The 17,948-nt window shown below is 61.9% G+C and carries 16 protein-coding genes; 7 read left to right on the top strand and 9 right to left on the bottom strand.

Annotated features, from left to right (window positions below; translation table 11 throughout):
• Window positions 1-35: 35 nt before the first annotated feature.
• The 4 genes from mctP to FNZ07_RS19210 form a co-directional block, all read right to left on the bottom strand.
• Window positions 36-1,586: a monocarboxylate uptake permease MctP gene (gene mctP, locus FNZ07_RS19225; protein WP_091018713.1), complete on the bottom strand. Its 1,551-nt coding sequence runs from the start codon at window positions 1,584-1,586 to the stop codon at window positions 36-38.
• Window positions 1,586-1,825: a DUF3311 domain-containing protein gene (locus tag FNZ07_RS19220; protein ID WP_091018530.1), complete on the bottom strand. Its 240-nt coding sequence runs from the start codon at window positions 1,823-1,825 to the stop codon at window positions 1,586-1,588. Before FNZ07_RS19220 ends, mctP begins: the two co-directional genes overlap by 1 nt.
• Before the next feature lie 243 nt (window positions 1,826-2,068).
• The gene (locus tag FNZ07_RS19215) at window positions 2,069-2,992 is read right to left on the bottom strand and encodes a class I SAM-dependent methyltransferase (RefSeq protein WP_091018532.1); all 924 of its coding nucleotides are present in this window, start codon (window positions 2,990-2,992) and stop codon (window positions 2,069-2,071) included.
• A 122-nt stretch (window positions 2,993-3,114) separates the two neighbouring features.
• Window positions 3,115-4,209: a porin gene (locus FNZ07_RS19210; protein WP_091018534.1), complete on the bottom strand. Its 1,095-nt coding sequence runs from the start codon at window positions 4,207-4,209 to the stop codon at window positions 3,115-3,117.
• 300 nt (window positions 4,210-4,509) lie between these two features.
• Between FNZ07_RS19210 and FNZ07_RS19205 the strand changes: the two genes are divergently transcribed.
• Complete coding sequence (locus FNZ07_RS19205) at window positions 4,510-4,800, top strand: DUF1330 domain-containing protein (protein ID WP_091018536.1); 291 nt, start codon at window positions 4,510-4,512, stop codon at window positions 4,798-4,800.
• 31 nt (window positions 4,801-4,831) lie between these two features.
• Window positions 4,832-5,527 (top strand): P-loop NTPase family protein, encoded by a 696-nt coding sequence (locus tag FNZ07_RS19200; protein WP_091018538.1) that lies wholly within the window; start codon window positions 4,832-4,834, stop codon window positions 5,525-5,527.
• A gap of 187 nt (window positions 5,528-5,714) precedes the next feature.
• Here FNZ07_RS19200 and FNZ07_RS19195 read toward each other — a convergent pair whose 3' ends face one another.
• The 5 genes from FNZ07_RS19195 to FNZ07_RS19175 form a co-directional block, all read right to left on the bottom strand.
• Window positions 5,715-6,506, bottom strand: a complete 792-nt coding sequence (locus tag FNZ07_RS19195) for a toll/interleukin-1 receptor domain-containing protein (RefSeq protein WP_091018540.1) — start codon at window positions 6,504-6,506, stop codon at window positions 5,715-5,717.
• A complete protein-coding gene (locus FNZ07_RS19190) occupies window positions 6,503-6,994 on the bottom strand; it encodes a DNA-deoxyinosine glycosylase (RefSeq protein WP_091018542.1) in 492 nt (163 codons plus the stop codon). Before FNZ07_RS19190 ends, FNZ07_RS19195 begins: the two co-directional genes overlap by 4 nt.
• The gene (locus tag FNZ07_RS19185; protein ID WP_091018715.1) at window positions 6,994-7,677 is read right to left on the bottom strand and encodes a chorismate--pyruvate lyase family protein; all 684 of its coding nucleotides are present in this window, start codon (window positions 7,675-7,677) and stop codon (window positions 6,994-6,996) included. Before FNZ07_RS19185 ends, FNZ07_RS19190 begins: the two co-directional genes overlap by 1 nt.
• Window positions 7,678-7,859: 182 nt before the next feature.
• Window positions 7,860-9,758 (bottom strand): molecular chaperone HtpG, encoded by a 1,899-nt coding sequence (htpG, locus tag FNZ07_RS19180; RefSeq protein WP_091018544.1) that lies wholly within the window; start codon window positions 9,756-9,758, stop codon window positions 7,860-7,862.
• Between the two features lie 88 nt (window positions 9,759-9,846).
• A complete protein-coding gene (locus FNZ07_RS19175) occupies window positions 9,847-11,313 on the bottom strand; it encodes an aminotransferase-like domain-containing protein (protein WP_091018546.1) in 1,467 nt (488 codons plus the stop codon).
• Between the two features lie 292 nt (window positions 11,314-11,605).
• Here FNZ07_RS19175 and FNZ07_RS19170 point away from each other — a divergent pair, with 292 nt between their 5' ends.
• The 5 genes from FNZ07_RS19170 (at window position 11,606) to FNZ07_RS19150 (ending at window position 17,790) form a co-directional block, all read left to right on the top strand.
• Entirely contained in the window at window positions 11,606-12,295 is a 690-nt protein-coding gene (locus FNZ07_RS19170) for a VOC family protein (protein WP_091018550.1), read from the top strand.
• An 85-nt stretch (window positions 12,296-12,380) separates the two neighbouring features.
• Entirely contained in the window at window positions 12,381-13,577 is a 1,197-nt protein-coding gene (locus tag FNZ07_RS19165) for an aminotransferase-like domain-containing protein (RefSeq protein ID WP_091018553.1), read from the top strand.
• A 38-nt stretch (window positions 13,578-13,615) separates the two neighbouring features.
• Window positions 13,616-14,089, top strand: a complete 474-nt coding sequence (locus tag FNZ07_RS19160) for a RidA family protein (protein ID WP_091018555.1) — start codon at window positions 13,616-13,618, stop codon at window positions 14,087-14,089.
• A 23-nt stretch (window positions 14,090-14,112) separates the two neighbouring features.
• Window positions 14,113-15,012, top strand: coding sequence for a PhzF family phenazine biosynthesis protein (locus FNZ07_RS19155; RefSeq protein WP_091018717.1), 900 nt, complete (start codon window positions 14,113-14,115; stop codon window positions 15,010-15,012).
• Between the two features lie 408 nt (window positions 15,013-15,420).
• Entirely contained in the window at window positions 15,421-17,790 is a 2,370-nt protein-coding gene (locus tag FNZ07_RS19150; protein WP_091018557.1) for a bifunctional diguanylate cyclase/phosphodiesterase, read from the top strand.
• Window positions 17,791-17,948 lie beyond the last annotated feature (158 nt).

The raw sequence follows: 17,948 nt of genomic DNA, 5'->3' as shown, positions 1-17,948 counted from the left end.
TTGCGCACAGCGACGTGTCGCCGCTGCGCGAATGCTCAGCTTTCTACTACGTCCAGATAGTCCTCGGGCCGCGTGCGGTCTTCCGCGCGCTTCATGCCGACCACGCGCACCAGCGCGCTCACGACAACCGAGACCACGAGGTTCACCATCAGCGACCACACCGCCGCATAACCCGGAATCGCGAGATCGCCGATATGGATCGTATAGATCGAGCTCTTCAGGCTCAGCGAGACCGCCATCCACGTGCCCACGCCGATACCGACCGCCCAGCCGATCAGCAGGCCGCGGTGATCGAGCTTGCGCGTATAGAGACCGAGCACGATGGCAGGCAGCGTCTGGATGATCCAGATGCCGCCCAGCAACTGCAACTGGATCGCGTACGTAAGCGGCAAACCAAGGATGAACGCAACCGCGCCGACCTTGACGATCAGCGACACCAGCTTGGCGACACCGGTTTCCTGATCGTGGGTCATGTTGCGGTTGATGAACTCCTTGTGGATGTTGCGCGTGTACAGGTTGGCCGCCGCAATCGACATGATCGCCGCGGGCACCAGCGCACCGATGCCGATCGCTGCGAACGCGACGCCGACGAACCACGAGGGGAAGAAGTGCAGGAACAGCGCGGGCACCGCGAAGTTGGGACCGAACGCCTTGAAGTACGGCGCGAACTCCGGCATGTCCTTCACGCCGGACGCCAGCGCCATGAAGCCGAGCAGCGCGAGCAGACCGAGTACCAGCGAATACGCCGGCAGCATCGCCATGTTGCGGCGGATCGTATTGCCCGATTTCGACGACAGCACCGCGGTGATCGAATGCGGATACAGGAACAGCGCAAGCGCCGAACCGACCGCGAGCGTCGCATACGCGCTATAGCCGTTCAGACTCGATGCATCGGGAGCCTTCAGCAGCAGCTTGGCTGGCGGCACCATGCTGAAGATATGGCCGAAGCCGCCCATCTGCGCGGGAATCACGATGATCGCGACCGCGATCGTGATGTAGATCAGCAGATCCTTGACGACCGCGATCATCGCCGGTGCGCGCAGACCCGACGTGTAGGTGTAGGCCGCAAGAATCGCGAACGCGATGATCAGCGGCAGATCGCCCACGAAGCCCGTCGTATCGAAACCGAGTGCGCCGATCACCACTTCGATACCGACCAGTTGCAACGCGATGTACGGCATCGTCGCGACGATGCCGGTGACGGCGATCGCCAGTGCGAGCATCCGGCTGCCATAGCGTGCGCTCACGAAGTCCGCGGAAGTCACATAGCCCTGGCGCTTCGCAATGCTCCACAGTTTCGGAAACACGACGAACGCGAACGGATAGATCAGGATCGTGTACGGCAGCGCGAAGAAGCCGGTTGCGCCCGCGCCGAACACGAGCGCCGGCACCGCGACGAAGGTGTAGGCGGTGTACAGGTCGCCACCCAGCAGGAACCAAGTGACGATCGTGCCGAAGCGCCGGCCGCCCAGGCCCCACTCCTCGAGATGGGTGAGATCGCCGCGCCGCCAGTGTGCCGCGATAAAGCCGAGAATCGTCACGCCGATAAAGAACAGGACGAAAACGAAGGTTGCGGTGGTATTCATCATGCGCCGTCCCTCGTATTAGCGTTGCCGGAACGGGTCTTGGTCTTGAAGTACACGACTGCGGTAATCACGGCGCTGATCAGCACCCACAGCAGCTGGTACCAGTAGAAAAACGGAAAGTCGAAAAGTTGCGGTTCGACCTTGTTGTAGGACGGCACCCAGATCATCGCGATCCATGGAAGCAACAACAGCCAGAGCCAATGCCGGCCCGGCTTCTTCGCGTCGGCGTCGTGAGCCATGACGTCTCCTCTTACCTTTTATTGAATTGTGGCCCGTGTCCGACGGGCACACGACCCGAAAATGAATCGCCCACGGGCGCCCCGAAAGCTTCGAAAGAGTATAGGAGTCGCGAACGCGCGGTCAAGCGGGGCCGACCCGGACAAAAGCCCCGCCGGACAAGGGTGAGCACCTCGCGCGGTCATGGCGAGCGGGGCACGCAGATCTGGCCCGGCGCCCGCTTCGTCTGACGCTGCGTTTGCCGATCAGATCGAAAACGTACCGTCCTGACCCGACGATTCCTGCAGCCCCTTCACCCACTTGCGGGCCGGCAGGTCGAGCTTCTTCTCGATCAGCTTCGCGCGTTGTTGCAGTTGCGCGAACGGTACTTCGAGCGCCGGGCCCGAGAACGCGAGCGCAATGCGGTTGCCTTCGTGCACCTCGGGCAGCGCGATCACGCGGCCTTCGAAGGCTTCGTTCAGACGCTTCATGTTGCGCTCGAAGCTCGGGTGATCGCCGAACAGGTTGATGGTCGCAATGCCCGCATCGGCAAGGCATGCCCGTACCGCGCGATAGAACGCCACACTGTCGAGCACCGGGCCGCGCGCAGTCGCATCGTAGACGTCGATCTGCATGGCGCCGATCGTGCCGTGATTCGCGCGGTCGTTCACGAAGTCCCACGCGTCGGTTTCGTGCACCGAGAGGCGCGCATCGTCGGACGGCAACTCGAACATCGTGCGCGCGGCGACGACGACGGCCGGATTCAGTTCGACCGCTTCGACGTGCGCACGCTTCAGGAAGCGATGCGCAAACTTCGTCAGCGCAGCGGCGCCGAGGCCCAGTTGCACGATGCGGCGCGGTGTTTCGAGAAACAGCAGCCAGGCCATCATCTGCTGCGCGTATTCGAGTTCGAGATGCTGCGGCTTTTTCAGGCGCATCGCGCCTTGCACCCATTCGGTACCGAAGTGCAGATAGCGCACACCGCCCTCTTCCGAGAACGTCACTGGAGCGAAACGCGGCTTACGCGGCACGTCGATTTTCGGTGCGCGGCTCAGTGCTTCGTCGAAGGCGTCGTCGCGCGACGCCCGCGGTTTGGTACGCGCGATTTTCTGTCTGGTTTGCGCGGATTCGTTCTGGTTGCGGCGGAAGGCGCGCGCTTCGGCGGAAGCGCGCTTGATCAGGTTGGTCATGAACGGGGTTGTGCCGGAGGCGTAATTTTTAGTCGAACGAGAGCATAGCATCCCGCGTCTCGCCTACCGCATCCGACCCACCCCGTACCGCCCGGCTTGCGCCGGGCTGCCCAGACGCGATGTCAGAACCGGTGGCGAATACCCACGGTCGCAGTGGCCTGCCGGTTAGAACTGGAGTCCCCCGTGGCCGAGCCGATGACGGCAACCGCCGGCGTGCCCGCCGGGTCCTGCTTGCCTGATGCGGCCGTGTAAGCCACCCATGCGTAAAGATCGGTACGCTTGCTCAGCGAATAATCCGCTGCAACGGCGAACTGGTTGTACTTCGCAGACGAGTTGCCGCTCGACTTCAGGTACACGTAGCCGACCTGGGTCTGCAGCGCGGGCGTCGCCTGCCACACGGCATAGACCGAACCCGTGTTGTACTTTTGCGTCTGCTTGAACGTCGAGCTTCCGTCCACCGTGTATTCCGCGTAGCTGTAGTAGCCGCCCAGGGTCACCGAACCGAAGATGTAGTTGCCCGCGATACGCGCATCGTTGATCGAAGCAGCGGTGGAATACGCACCGTTGACCGACGTGTTGAACAGCGAATCCCAGGTCGTGGTGCCGCGGTTCGCGCCGCTGCCGTTGCTGATGTGGAAGTAACCCGCGGCCACGTTGACGGGACCCGATGTATACGCGGCGGCGGCAGCGTAGCTCTGACCCGAGCCGGTTGAGCCAGCCACGCCACCCAGCGAGTACATGAGTTCGAACTGGAGACCGGACAGGGACGGCGACGTGTACTTGAGCGAGTTATTGACGCGCGCGCTGTTGTCGGAGTTATCGATATCGCCCGGCGAGATGAAGATGCCACCGAGGAAGCCATCGCCCTGGAACGGCTGAATCAGGTCGACCAGCGGATCGTATTGACGACCGGCCGTGAGCGTCCCCCACTTGTCGCTGCTCAAACCAACGAACGCCTGGCGACCGAACATCCGGCCACCTTGACCGAGCCTGCCGTTCGTCGAGTTAAAGCCGTTCTCCAACTGGAAGACGGTTTTCAGACCACCGCCGAGATCTTCGGAGCCTTTCAGGCCCCAGCGGCTACCGGACTCGTTGCCCGACGTCATGCCGACGAACCGGCCGCCGCCCTGGTTGGAAACGTAGGTCAGGCCGGTATCGATGATGCCGTACAGCGTTACGGTATTTTGTGCGTGAGCAATGCCGCTGATGCCAAGCATTGCCAGAGTCAGGGTAGTCAGTGTGGTCTTCACGAGCGCGTCCTTGGTTTTTTAGTGAAAGGGCGGAGCGCAGAATAACCGTGAACGAACCTTCGACAATAAAATTGTTGGGTAAACGCAACCTGATTTTTATTTAAATGAAAGTATGTTTGAAAGCTTTTTGTCACCGTGACAAAGAGAGAACCGAGGGTATGCCCTGGCAATCGGACATTGCTATTGCGCCGCCCTGCACGCCCTGAACGTGCCACCGTTTCGTGGCATCATCACACGCACCCTCACACCGTTGCAGGAGCGTACGACATGGCGACTTACATGGTTTTCACACGGGAAAGCACGCAGGATCAGGCAGAACTCGACACTTACATGCGCAAGGTCGGCGCGACCTTCAAGGGGCACCCGGTCAAGACGCTCGCGGCCTACGGCCCGCAACAGGTCCTGGAAGGGGATGCGCCTGAAGGCGTGGTGATCGTCGAATTCCCGTCGACCGCAGAAGCGCGCGCCTGGTACGACAGCCCTGCATACCAGGAAGTCGTGCAGCATCGTTTCAAAGGGGCGCGTTATCGCGCGGTGCTCGTCGAAGGCGTGCGATGACGACTGACTCCACGACAAAGGGCCTGTAGAAATGAGCTATATCCACTTCATTGGTGGTGAAAAAGGCGGTGTCGGGAAATCGCTTGTCGCCCGCGTGCTGGCACAGCATTTCATCGATCGGAACGTGCCGTTTCTGGGTTTCGATACCGACAAGTCGCATGGTGCGCTGTTGCGGTTTTATTCCGACTATGCGGCGCCGGTCGCGACTGACCGGCATGACAGTCTCGACCCGATCATCGAGCACGCGCTCGACGATCCGCAGCGGCGCATTCTGGTCGACCTCGCGGCGCAGACGCAGCACTCGCTTGCAACATGGTTCGACGATTCCGATGTGATCGCGCTTGCAGAAGAGCACGGGCTCACGCTGAAGTGGTGGCATGTGATGGATACCGGGCGCGATTCGGTGGATCTGCTGCGGCAGTGGCTCGACCGGTTCGGCGGGCGGGTGAAGCTCGTGCTCGTCCTCAATGAACTGCGCGGCGATCGCTTCGAGATTCTGGAAGCGTCCGGTGAGCGCCAACGCGCTGAAGCGCTTGGCGCGAGTGTGATTTCGCTGCGTCGGTTGCCTGATACGACGATGCAGAAAATCGATCGGCACAGTGCGAGTTTTTGGGCTGCGGTCAATCACCCGGATCGTGACAGCATCGGGTTCGGTGTGCTGGAGCGGCAGCGCGTCAAGGTGTGGCTGCAGCGCGCGCATAGTGAGATGGGTAGGCTTGCTTTGTAGGTGGTGGGGCTTGGTGAAGAAAGTCTGCCGAAGCGGCTCGCGCGACAGGCGCACCGCTTCGGTGTAACCCGCAAGACCATGTACGAGGCTACCGGGCCCGATCCGATCGTTGCGATATGACTACGTATGTTGCTATCCAGGACGCCACCCGCCCAGCAATTGCGCCGGTATGAGCGATTGTATTCACCTAGGACTCACGCGCCCCCTTATGACTTGAATGTCCCTTGAGGGTCCTTGCGAGATCTTGAAGCGCAATGGAATAGTCACCGCGAAAATCTATGTAGCGTTTCACCCTCAATAAAGTGGGGATTTCGCAACTCTCCAACAAGATAGGTATAACCGCAACACGCCGGGTACTAATCTCGTCCCAATGTTTTACCTGCCACTCATTCTCGACCCATTTCGATGAAATCGAATTTGTTGATAACACGACAAGTATCACGTCCGATGACTCGATGCCTTCCGATATTCTAGTGGGAATCGATTCACCACCTAAAATTTCCCATTCATCCAACCAAGGCGTGTGCCCCAGCGCCGCCAAGTCGACAGCAAGCCCTCTAACAAAAGTCTTATCGCTGGACGAATGCGAAAGAAAAACTGAAAGTCCTTTGTGAAGTGTCATAAATTGCGCATCAAACATACGATTGCTAAGGATATTAGATACGTACGCCATTTCCTGTAACGCATCGATTCTGGCGTCACCCTGCAAAGAATTCTCTAAATATGCAGTGAGACTACGCCATAAGGCTTCATATCTTTGTAGCAAATCCCGTGTATTAGGCGATCGCAAATATGACATGGGCAATAATGCATACTTGGAGGATATACCAAATCCTGCGAAATAAACGCAACCACGCCTTTTCTCAGTATCGTCTAGCTCGCCAATTCTTCCCTTAAAGCTCCCCCGAACCACAATAACTGGTCCGTATTCGTAATCGTCAAAACTGTAATTCCCTGTCTCAGACAAATTCCTGTTCATATCCACTGTCCCAACTGTCGCCACACATCTAGCTTTTGAGCGTATGAAACCGAAGCATGGGCGGGACTGCTTGATGGCAGGCGGAGAAGTCGATATTGACCACCATACTCTCCGAGTACCTTCAGTCCAATTCTTTCTGCGGTCCCACCATTGAACGCGATGGTCACCAGCTTCGGCAACGTATCGATCAGCGCGATCAGATCGTTACTGGCATGGTCACGTATCCGACTATCAAGACTTCCAACTCGCTGCGCTTCAGCAACGACATCCCATAGCCCAATGCGATGTTCGAGCAATGCATCGAGCCGGGCCGGATAGTCCATACCAACCAGATCTCGTTCGATCACATCGCCGACAAGCAGCCAGAACTTGTTCTGCTTGTGCGCGTAGTACTGCGACTGCGCCAGCGACACTTCCCCCGGCAGGCTACCCAGCACCAGCACGCGGGTGTTCGCATCGACGACCGGCGGAAAGCAGCGCTTCTGCATCAGGAAGCCTCGCCCTGGCGAGCATCCCGCGGCGGCACTGCGTGGTGAGCACGCGATGCCGTATGCCCAAGCGCGCGTCCATGATCACGCGGATGCGTCTGCGCACGCTCAACATCCAGTTGCGAGGTAACAGCCAGATTCCGCCACAGCGCGGGCAACATACACTCGGTCACCATCAGCGGTGCGCCGTACCGCTCGAACACCGAGCGACGCGCAACGAGCGCATGCGGCAACACCTCATCGCTTGCGTGTGCAGCCAGCCGATACAGCGGATGCCGCGCAACGAGCCTGCGGCTCACGAGCGACGAACGCGCAACCGTGCTGTCGCTATACAGCAGTTCGGCGAGCGGTCGCGTGCGCAACCGGCGGATCGATAGCCACACGCCGACGCTCGCTGCAAGCGGCACGATGCTGTGGGCGGCGACGAACGGCACACCGTCCACTGAGAGCACCACTTCACGCACCCACACCGGCGCACGCGGCACGACCGCGAGCGCTGCATATTCATCGGCCCACGGCTGCGCGACGGCCTCACGCGTGACGCGCACGGCGACCTCGCCGAGCGTGCGCAGATGCGCAGTCAGCGAGCCGCCGCGCGTGAGCCAGTCTTTCTGATCGGTACTGAAACAGGGCAGCGGCGTGACGCGCCAGTGGGCATCGGCTGCATCGAAACGAAGGATCATGGCCGCCATTATAGGGTGACCGCCTGAGCGCGCGCAGCGAACGCGACTTAGTCACACGCACGCGATCGATACAAAAAACGCTGCCCTAGGGCAGCGTTTTTGAAGTGCAACATATCTACAAAGTTCATGTCGTGGACAACGCATCGCTGTCCGCCTCACTCGCTCCGCTCAAAGCGCGAAACTCAACCCGCCCGCGCCAGCAGCAACGCATTGGTCCGCTTCACGAAGCTCGCCGGATCGTCGAGCGAGCCGCCTTCAGCGAGCAGCGCCTGATCGAACAACAGATGACACCAGTCGGCGAAATCGGCGTTCTCCGCATGCAAGCCCTTCACAAGCGCGTGTTCCGGATTGACTTCGAGAATCGGTTGCGCGGCCGGTGCATTCTGCCCCGCGGCCTTCAGCATGCGCTGCAGGTAACCGCTCATGTCGCCATCGTCGGCAACGAGGCACGACGGCGAATCGGTCAGACGGAACGTGAGCCGCACGTCCTTCGCCTTATCCTTCAGCGCTTCCTTCATCCGTTCCACGAGCGGCTTCAGTTCCTCGCCGACCTTCTCCTGCGCTTCCTTCTCTTCGTCGTTCAGCGCGCCGAGATCCAGATCGCCACGCGCGACGCTGGCGAGCGGTTTGCCGTCGAACTCGTTCAGGTACGACAGCATCCACTCGTCGACGCGATCGGTGAGCAGCAGCACTTCGACGCCCTTCTTGCGGAACACTTCGAGATGCGGGCTGTTCTTCGCGGCCTGCAGCGTATCGGCGGTGACATAGTAGATCTTCGTCTGTTCGGGCTTCATCCGCGCGACGTAATCGGCGAGCGCCACGTTCTGTTCGGCGGTATCGGTATGCGTCGATGCGAAGCGCACCAGTTTCGCGACACGTTCGCGGTTCGCGGAGTCTTCGCCGACGCCTTCCTTCAGCACCTGACCAAACTCATTCCAGAACGTCTTGTACTTGTCCTTGCCGGCATCGTCTTCGGCGTTCGCGAGTTCTTCGAGCATCGACAGCGTGCGCTTCGTCACGCCTTCGCGGATCGCCTTCACATCGCGGCTTTCCTGCAGGATTTCGCGTGACACGTTAAGCGGCAGATCGCTCGAATCGACTACGCCCTTCACAAAGCGCAGATACGACGGCAGCAGTTGCTCCGCTTCGTCCATGATGAAAACGCGCTTCACGTAGAGCTTCAGCCCGCTGCGATGATCGCGGTTCAACATATCGAACGGCGCGCGCGCGGGCACATACAGCAACTGCGTGTACTCGCTGCGGCCTTCGACGCGGTTGTGCGTCCACGCAAGCGGATTCTCGTGATCGTGCGCGAGATGTTGATAGAACTGCTGGTACTGCTCGTCGGTGATGTCGTTCTTCGCGCGCGTCCACAAGGCGCTTGCCTGGTTGACGGTCTCGTCTTCGTCCTTCGCGACCATCTCGCTCTTTTCCGCGTCCCACTCTTCCTTCTGCATCAGGATGGGCAGCGCGACGTGATCCGAATACTTCTGGATGATCGATTTCAGTCGATACGACGACAGCAGTTCGTCTTCTTCAGGGCGCAGATGCAGCGTGATCGTCGTACCGCGTGCGGCACGCTCGATCGTCTCTACCGCGAAATCGCCTTCGCCTGCGCTTTCCCAGCGCACACCTTCGCTGGCTGGCAGGCCCGCGCGACGCGTTTCGACTGTGATGCGATCGGCGACGATGAAGCCCGAATAGAAACCGACACCGAACTGGCCGATCAGCGCCGCATCTTTCTGCTGGTCGCCGGACAGCTTGCCGAAGAACTCCTTGGTGCCCGAGCGCGCGATCGTGCCGAGGTTCGAGACCGCTTCGTCGCGGCTCATGCCGATGCCGTTGTCGTCGAGCGTGATGGTGCGCGCGGCCTTGTCGAACGACACGCGGATACGCAAGGTCGGATCGTTCTCGTACAGCGCGGCGTTTTCGATCGCTTCGAAGCGCAGCTTGTCGGCCGCATCGGATGCGTTCGAAATCAGCTCGCGCAGGAAAATTTCCTTGTTGCTGTACAGCGAATGAATCATCAGGTGTAGAAGCTGTTTCACTTCTGCCTGAAAGCTCATGGTTTCCTGGGCCATGTCGGACTTCCTCTGTGTATTGCTGGTTTATTCGGTGGAAACTATTCGGTGCAGACCGTCCGCGCAGATAGGGACGATCTGCGCAGTTTCAAGAGGCGCGCCTGGCGGCCCCGTCGAGATAGCGGCACAGAAACGCCGACAGCGCCGGGTCGCCGCAGTTCGCGATGTTAAAACGCATCCAGGTGGTCGGCGCCTGGTGCGGCGAGAACAGGCTGCCGGGCGTCAGCAGAAAACCGGCCTCATGCCCCGCGGCAGCCAGTCCATCCGAGTCGACGCCGGTGTCGGCCCACATGAACATACCCGCCCCCGGCGACTGGAACAGGCGCAGTCCGGTTTTCTCGAGCATCCGCGCGGTCTTGTCGCGCACGCCGTCGAGCCGCGCGCGCAGCCGCTCCACGTGACGCCGGTAGTGGCCTTCCGTCAGGATCTTGTAAAGCACGCGTTCGTTCAGTTCCGGCGACGTCATGCCGACCAGCATCTTCTGGTCGGTAATCGCGTTCGCCACCGCCGGCGCGCACGCGACAAAACCTACGCGCAAATTGGCCGCGAGCGTCTTCGAGAAACTGCCGAGGTAAATGACCCGTTTGAGCTGATCGAGACTCGCGAGCCGCGTCGCCGGATAGCCGGGTGGACAGAGATCGCCGTACACATCGTCTTCGACGACGATGAAGTCGTATTCTTCCGCGAGACGCAGGATGCGGAACGCCTGCGCAGCCGTTAGCGAGGTGCCGGTCGGGTTCTGCAGTACGGAGTTGATCACCAGCATTTTCGGCCGCCAGGTCTGCACGAGCGTTTCCAGCGCATCGAGATCGGGGCCTTCCGGCGTGTAGGGCATGCCGAGCAGCCGCGCGCCCTGCGAGGCGAAGCGGCCGAACATCTGGAACCACGCCGGATCGCCGACGATGACCGCATCGCCGGGCTGCACGTAGATGCGCGCGATCAGATCGATGGCCTGGGTGATGCCGGAGACAAGCACGATCTGCTCGGGCGATACGCCGACTTCGCGTTCTTCGAGCTTTGTTTGCAGTTGTTGCCGCAGCGGCAAAAAGCCGAGCGGCGTACCGATGCCGAGCATTTGCGCCCCGCTCTGCCGCCCCAGGGTGCGCAGGGCGCCGGTGATCAGTTCGCCGTCGAGCCAGCGGTTGGGCAGAAAGCCGTGGCCGGGGCTCTTTTCGGGCCGCATCGACGTTTGCAGCATGTTGCGCAGCAGCCAGACAACATCGAGCGTACTGGACGCGGGCGCCGTCGTTTCGGCTGCAACGGCGGCGAGGCGGCGCTCGCCCGGCATCGGCGCCGCGAGCCGTTCGCGGACATAAAAGCCCGAGCCGCGACGCGAATCCAGATAACCCTGCGCGACCAGCCGCTCATAGGCTTCGACCACGGTGAAGCGCGATACACCCTTGTCGAGCGCGAGTTTGCGGATGGACGGCATGCGCATGCCGGGGCGGAACACACGCTCCTCGATACGGCGGCGGCCCCATTGCACGAGCTGATCGACGAGCGTCGTCGACGATGCGTCGTGGGGAGCGGGGATCTGGTCGAGCGGAACGGACATATGAACTCTCCGACTGTACCGAACATTATCTGGGCAATTGTACCGTTACTGTGCCGGTGCCACGCGCTACATTGGCGTGGACGATGCGGATGGTGCGCGGTGGCGCGGCGCCTCTCGCGGGCACGCATGGCCTGGGGTGGGGCGAACGGTTATGCTAGCGGCCCCGGTACTGCTGTCATGCTGGTTTTGCATGCTGAGCTTGCCTCGCCGACCGCCGCCAGCACCCGGAAGCAACCCGAAACACCCGCGAACGCGCCGCCCCCGTCATCAGAAACCGTCTTACCGATCCGCCATGACCGCTCACTCGCTCTACCTCGACCATCTCGTGATCTCCGCCCGCACGCTCGACGAAGGCACGCAGTACGTCGCCGATGCGCTCGGCGTGGCACCGGCCGGCGGCGGCGCGCATCCGCTGATGCGCACGCACAACCGGCTGCTGAATCTGTGGGGTGGCGTGTATCTCGAGGTAATCGCGATCGACCCGGACGCGCCGGCAGCGTCGTCCGACACGCCGCCACGGCCACGTGTCTTCGCACTCGACGACCCGGCCACGCAGGCCCGCCTCGCGAACGGCCCGTATCTGTCGCACTGGGTCGTGCGTGTGGAACGCCCGAAGCAGCTCGCCGCATGGCAGACGCAGTATCCGCAGCGCATCGCACCGATCGTTCCGATGACGCGCGGCGACTTCACCTGGGGGCTTGCCGTCCCCGACGACGGCGCGTTTCCCGCATGGCAAGGCGCCGGCGACGGCATCGTACCGACGCTGATCCAGTGGGATACGCCGCATCATCCGTCCGCGGTGCTGCCGGAAACGGGCCTGGCGCTGAAAAAGCTGAAAGCCGTGCACCCGCAGGCGGAAGCCGTGCGCGAGCACTTGCAGTGGCTCGGCGCCGCACACCTGCTGCACGTAGAACCGACGGAAGGCGCCGCCGCGCTCGTCGCCGAATTCGACACACCGGATGGCCCGCGCACGCTCAGCTAGCGGTCGGCCATCCACGTCAAACGCAAGTCACGCGATAATTGCATTCTTTTACCAAACCGTTCCAGCGAAACAGATCGAGGAGACTGTGGATCAAAGCGACCTTCATGCCCCGAAGTGGCAACTTTCAGAGCGCGCGCTCAAGCTCACCAGTTCGGCGATCCGCGAGATCCTGAAGGTCACGGAACGGCCCGAAGTCATCTCGTTCGCGGGCGGCCTGCCCTCGCCGGTCACGTTCCCGGCCGAACGGATGCGCGAAGCATCCGACCGTATCCTGCGCGACACGCCGGGCGCCGCGCTGCAATACAGCGCGACCGAAGGCTATCTGCCGCTGCGCGAATGGGTCGCCACGCGCTACTCGGTGAACGGTGCCCAGATCCGGCCGAGCCAGGTGCTCATCACGACCGGCTCGCAGCAGGCACTCGATCTGCTCGGCAAGGTCCTGATCTGTCCGGAAAGCCCGGTGCTCGTCGAAACGCCGACGTATCTCGGCGCACTGCAATCGTTCTCGATGTACGAGCCGCGCTACGTGCAGGTGCCGACCGACGACAACGGCCTGATCCCCGAAGCCCTCACGCCCGAACTCACAGCCGGCGCGCGCGTGCTGTACGCGCAGCCCAATTTCCAGAATCCGACCGGCCGCCGTCTGCCGATCGAACGGCGCCGCGCGTTGGCCACATTCGCGCAAGGCGCACCGTTCCCGGTTATCGAAGACGATCCGTACGGCGCACTCGACTACGCGGGCGAGCCGCTGCCGACCATGCTGTCGATGGCGCCCGATCATATCGTGCATCTCGGTTCGTTCTCGAAGGTGCTCGCGCCGGGCCTGCGGGTCGGCTACATCATTGCGCCCGAAGAACTGCACTTCAAGCTCGTGCAGGCCAAACAGGCCACCGATCTACACACGCCGAGCTTCACGCAGCGCATCGTGCACGAGGTGGTAAAGGACGGCTTCCTCGACACGCACGTGCCGACCATTCGCGCGCTGTATCGCGATCAGTGCGCGGCCATGCTCGCCGCGCTCGAGCGCTATATGCCCGAAGGCGTAAGCTGGAACAAGCCGGAAGGCGGCATGTTCATCTGGGTGACGCTGCCGGCGCACATCGACAGCATGAAGCTGCTCGACGAAGCGGTCGCGCAGAACGTTGCGTTCGTGCCGGGCGCGCCGTTCTTCGCCAGCGATGCGCAGCATCACACGCTGCGGCTGTCGTTCGTGACAGTGCCGCCCGCTAAAATCGACGAAGGCGTTGCGCGTCTTGGCGCGCTGCTGCGCGCCAGGGTGTAAGCAGCCTGCCCACTCTTTTCACTGCATAGGGATCTCTCATGACTCAAGCCAACGTATACGACAAGCTGAAGGAACTCGGCATCGAACTGCCCGTCGCGGGTGCGCCTGCTGCCGCCTATGTAATGAGCGCGCAGACCGGGAACACGGTGTTCCTGTCGGGGCACATCGCGAAGAAGGACGGCAAGGTGTGGGCCGGCAAACTCGGCGCGTCGATCGCGACTGAGGAAGGCAAGACCGCGGCGCGTTCGATTGCAATCGATCTGCTCGCCACGCTGCATGCGCATGTCGGCGATCTGAACCGCGTAACGCGTATCGTCAAGCTGATGAGCCTCGTCAACTCGACCCTCGAGTTCACCGAACAGCACATCGTGACCAACGGTGCTTCCGAGCTGATCGCCGACGTGTTTGGCGAGCGCGGCAAGCACGCGCGCTCGGCGTTCGGCGTAGCGCAGATTCCGCTTGGCGCATGTGTGGAGATCGAGATGATCGCCGAAGTGGGCGACGCGAAGTAAACCTGTTCAACGGATCGCCGATGATGACCACGCACACCGTTCCCTTCAAGCAGGTCGACGTCTTCACCGCCGTTCCGTTCAAGGGCAATCCGCTTGCGGTCGTGTTCGATGCCGAGGGGCTCGACACGGCCCAGATGCAGGCGATTGCCCACTGGACCAACCTGTCGGAAACGACTTTCCTCGTCACCCCGACCGACCCCAGCGCCGATTACCACGTACGCATCTTCACGACGCACTTCGAGCTGCCGTTCGCCGGTCACCCGACGCTCGGCACCGCGCATGCTTTGCTCGAAAGCGGCTACCGGCCGAAGCAGCCCGGCAAGCTCATCCAGCAGTGCGGCGTCGGGCTCGTGGAACTCGTCGAACAGACCGACGGCAACTGGGCGTTCGCTGCCCCGCCGGCCCCCATCGTGCCGCTGCCGCAAAGCGAGTACGACACACTACATGCCGCACTGCGCGGCGCCACGATCGATTTCAGTGCGCCGCCGTGTGCGGTAAACAACGGCGTGCCGTGGCTCGTGGTCCGTGTGAACTCGGCGCAGGAGTGCCTTGCGATCAAGGCGGATACTGCCGCGCTCGCGCGCGTCGCCGAGTCCGTCAAGACGCTCGGCATCGCGGTGTACGGTCCTCACGAAACCGGCGACCCCGCCACCTTCGAATTACGTTGTCTGATGTCGGGCGCGAGCTTCAGCGTCGGCGAAGACCCCGTGACCGGCAGTGCCAATGCGGCGCTGGCCACTTTGCTGCTTAAGCAGCAGAAGCGGCCCGGTGTCCGCTATACGGTACGCCAGGGTACGGCGCTCGGTCGCGCGGGCGATGTCGTCGTCCGCTACGACGACGCGGCTGACAAGATATGGATCGGCGGGCCGGCTGTGACGATCGTCGACGGCACGATCGATCTGCCGCACGCGACAGCACGCTAACGCGAGCATCTGCCCACTGACGGCGCGTTCCTGCGCGCCCAATCATGCGCCGCGCATCAATGCGTCACCGGCCATGCGCCAAACGCAATTCTTTTTATTTCCGCGATAAAACCGGCCAGTATTCGAGGAACCGCGCCAGAAGCGCGCCGTTACCCGCATGCGGGCTCAATTGGCCTTTACGTGCCTGCTCGCGGCAGCGTATACCCGTGGCTCCGGCCCTTCCTTAATCTACCGTCATTCAGTAATATCAAGACAAAATCCGGCGCTTTACGGATGTTTTCGCGCGACCCATTCTCATCTTCCGCGCGACCACGCACAGTTCATCATGCAGCCAACTTCGAAACCATCGCAGTCGATGTCGATGTACCCGGGGCCGCAGCCGGACGGCGCAGGGACTCGACCTGTCCGATGAATCCGTTCCGGCATTCTTCCGCTCGCGACGCAAGACACCGCTCCGACCAGGCCGTATCGCGCCGTCGCGCGCTGCTGGCTATTCCGTCGCTCGGCGTGCTCGTGCTGATCCTGCTGTGGGCAGTCATCTTTGCGCGGCTGTCGGTTGAAAAGGAAGCCACGTATCGCGAGGCGATGGCGTCGGCGGCGATCCTTTCGGCCGCGCTCGAACAGCACACGGTGAAGGCGATTCACCAGGTCGACCAGATCACGCGTTTCGTGAAGTACGAGTATGAAAAATCGCCCGGGCGTTTCGATCTGGCGAGCACGGTCGAGAAAGGTGTCGTGCAGAGCGAGACCCTGGTGCAGGTTTCGCTGATCGACGAGCACGGCAGACTGATCGCGAATACGGCGGAACTCAATCCAGCGCACATCGATCTGTCCGACCGCGAGCACTTCAAGGTTCACGAGCACGAGAACGACGACCAGCTGTACATCAGCAAGCCGGTGCTCGGCCGCGTATCGGGCCACTGGACATTGCAGATGACACGGCGCCTGAACCACCCCGACGGCTCCTTTGCCGGTGTGGTCGTCGTGTCCGAAGATCCGAGCTACTTCACGAGCGACTTCTACAACAACGCCGCGATCGGCCGCGACGGCGTGATCGCGGTGATCTCCGACAACGGCACCGTGCTCGCACGCCGCACCGGCAGCGCCGAAAGCGCGAACGGCTCGTTCACCGCAAGCGGCACGTATCCAACTTCGTCGCATGTGTCGGGCACCTACATCGACTCGATCGATCGCGTGCCGCGCATCGTGTCGTACCGGCATATCGACGGTTATCCGCTCGGCGTGCTCGTCGGTCTGTCGCAGGCCGAGGAATTCGCCGACTACAACCACACGCGCAACGTCTACCTGCTGATGGCGAGTTTCATCTCGCTCGCCATGCTCAGCTTCTTCGCCGTCGCCACGGGCTTGATCGGCAAGCTGCTCGGCCGCGAGCGCGAAATGACGCACCTCGTCGAGTACGACCTGCTGACCGGTCTGCGCAATCGCTACGCCACGCTGCAAAGCCTGCGTTACGACGTCAGCCAGCAATCGAACCTCGGGCGCCTCGCGATTCTCTTCATCGACCTCGATAACTTCAAGGCCGTCAACGACACGCTCGGCCACAACGCCGGCGACATCGTGCTACAGATGACCTCCGCACGACTCGCCGATGCGGTCGGCGAAGGAGGCGCGCTGTCGCGCATCGGCGGCGATGAGTTCGTTGTGGTCGTGAAAGGCGACAACGTCGAGAAGCGCGCGGTCGATCTCGCCGAAGCAGCCGCCGATGTCTTTTCACGGCCGTTCGAAGTGCGCGGCAGCTCGTTCGTGCTGCATGCGAGCATCGGCATCGCGCTCTATTCGGTCGTCAACGAAAGCGAGATCGATCTGCTGAAAAAAGCCGACCTCGCGATGTACAGCGCCAAGGACGCGGGCAAGAACTGCTACCAGTTCTATTCGCCGCAGTTGTCGCACCGCGCGGATCACCTGATGAAATGGGAGCAGCAACTGCGCGTCGCGCTGGCCGAAGGTCAGCTGTTCCTCGCCTTCCAGCCGAAGATCGATCTGACGCGTCGCTGTATCACCGGTTTCGAAGCGCTCGCGCGCTGGAACCATCCGCAGCACGGCTTGATTCCGGCCAGCGAATTCATCCCGGTTGCGGAATCGACCGGATTGATCGTGCCGATCGGCGACTTCGTGATCCAGACCGCCTGCCGGCAACTTGCGCTATGGCAGCAGCAGGGCTACGACACGTTGTCGCTGGCGGTGAATATTTCGGCGGTACAGTTCTGGCGCGGCGATCTGTTCGAAACGATCTCGCGCGCGATTGAAGAGACGGGTATCTCCGCGCGCCGCCTCGAACTCGAGATCACCGAAACCGCGATGATGGAATACCCCGAACTCGTGTCGGAGAAAATCTTCGCGTTGAAGCGCCTCGGTGTGCGCATCGCGCTCGACGACTTCGGCACCGGCTATTCGTCGCTGTCGTATCTGAACCGGTTCTCGGTGGACACGCTGAAAGTAGATCGCTCGTTTGTCCAGGCGATTCCCGGCGACCGCAGCGTCTGCGTGATGGTGACGGCGATCGTCAATCTCGCGCGTTCGCTTGGACTGACGGTCGTGGTCGAAGGCACCGAGACCGAAGAGCAGATTGCGTGGCTCGCGGCGCTCGGCCACATCGAAGCACAAGGCTTCCTGTTTTCGCGGCCGGTGCCGGCCGAAGCGATTGCCGCGCTACTCGATCGCTTCGGTGTGTGCGGCATGCCAGAGAAACGCGGCGGACCCGAGCGCGATACGGACAGCACGAGTGCGGCGTCGAGCGAGAGCGGACTGTCCGCATGAGCAGCAACCATACATAAGCCGGAATCGCCGCAGCCGACCGTTCACACGGCCAGCCGCGACATCACCGACAACGGGGCACGCAGCGTCTAAGGCCATGCGGCGCGCGCCCGCGACTACACGGCCAAAGAGAGGCGCGGAGGCGGGCTTGTTCCGACGCG

Source organism: Paraburkholderia megapolitana (genome assembly GCF_007556815.1).
Classification (GTDB): Bacteria; Pseudomonadota; Gammaproteobacteria; order Burkholderiales; family Burkholderiaceae; genus Paraburkholderia; species Paraburkholderia megapolitana.
Note: the sequence above shows the minus strand (reverse complement) of the source record. Positions and strands in the feature narration are given on the sequence as shown.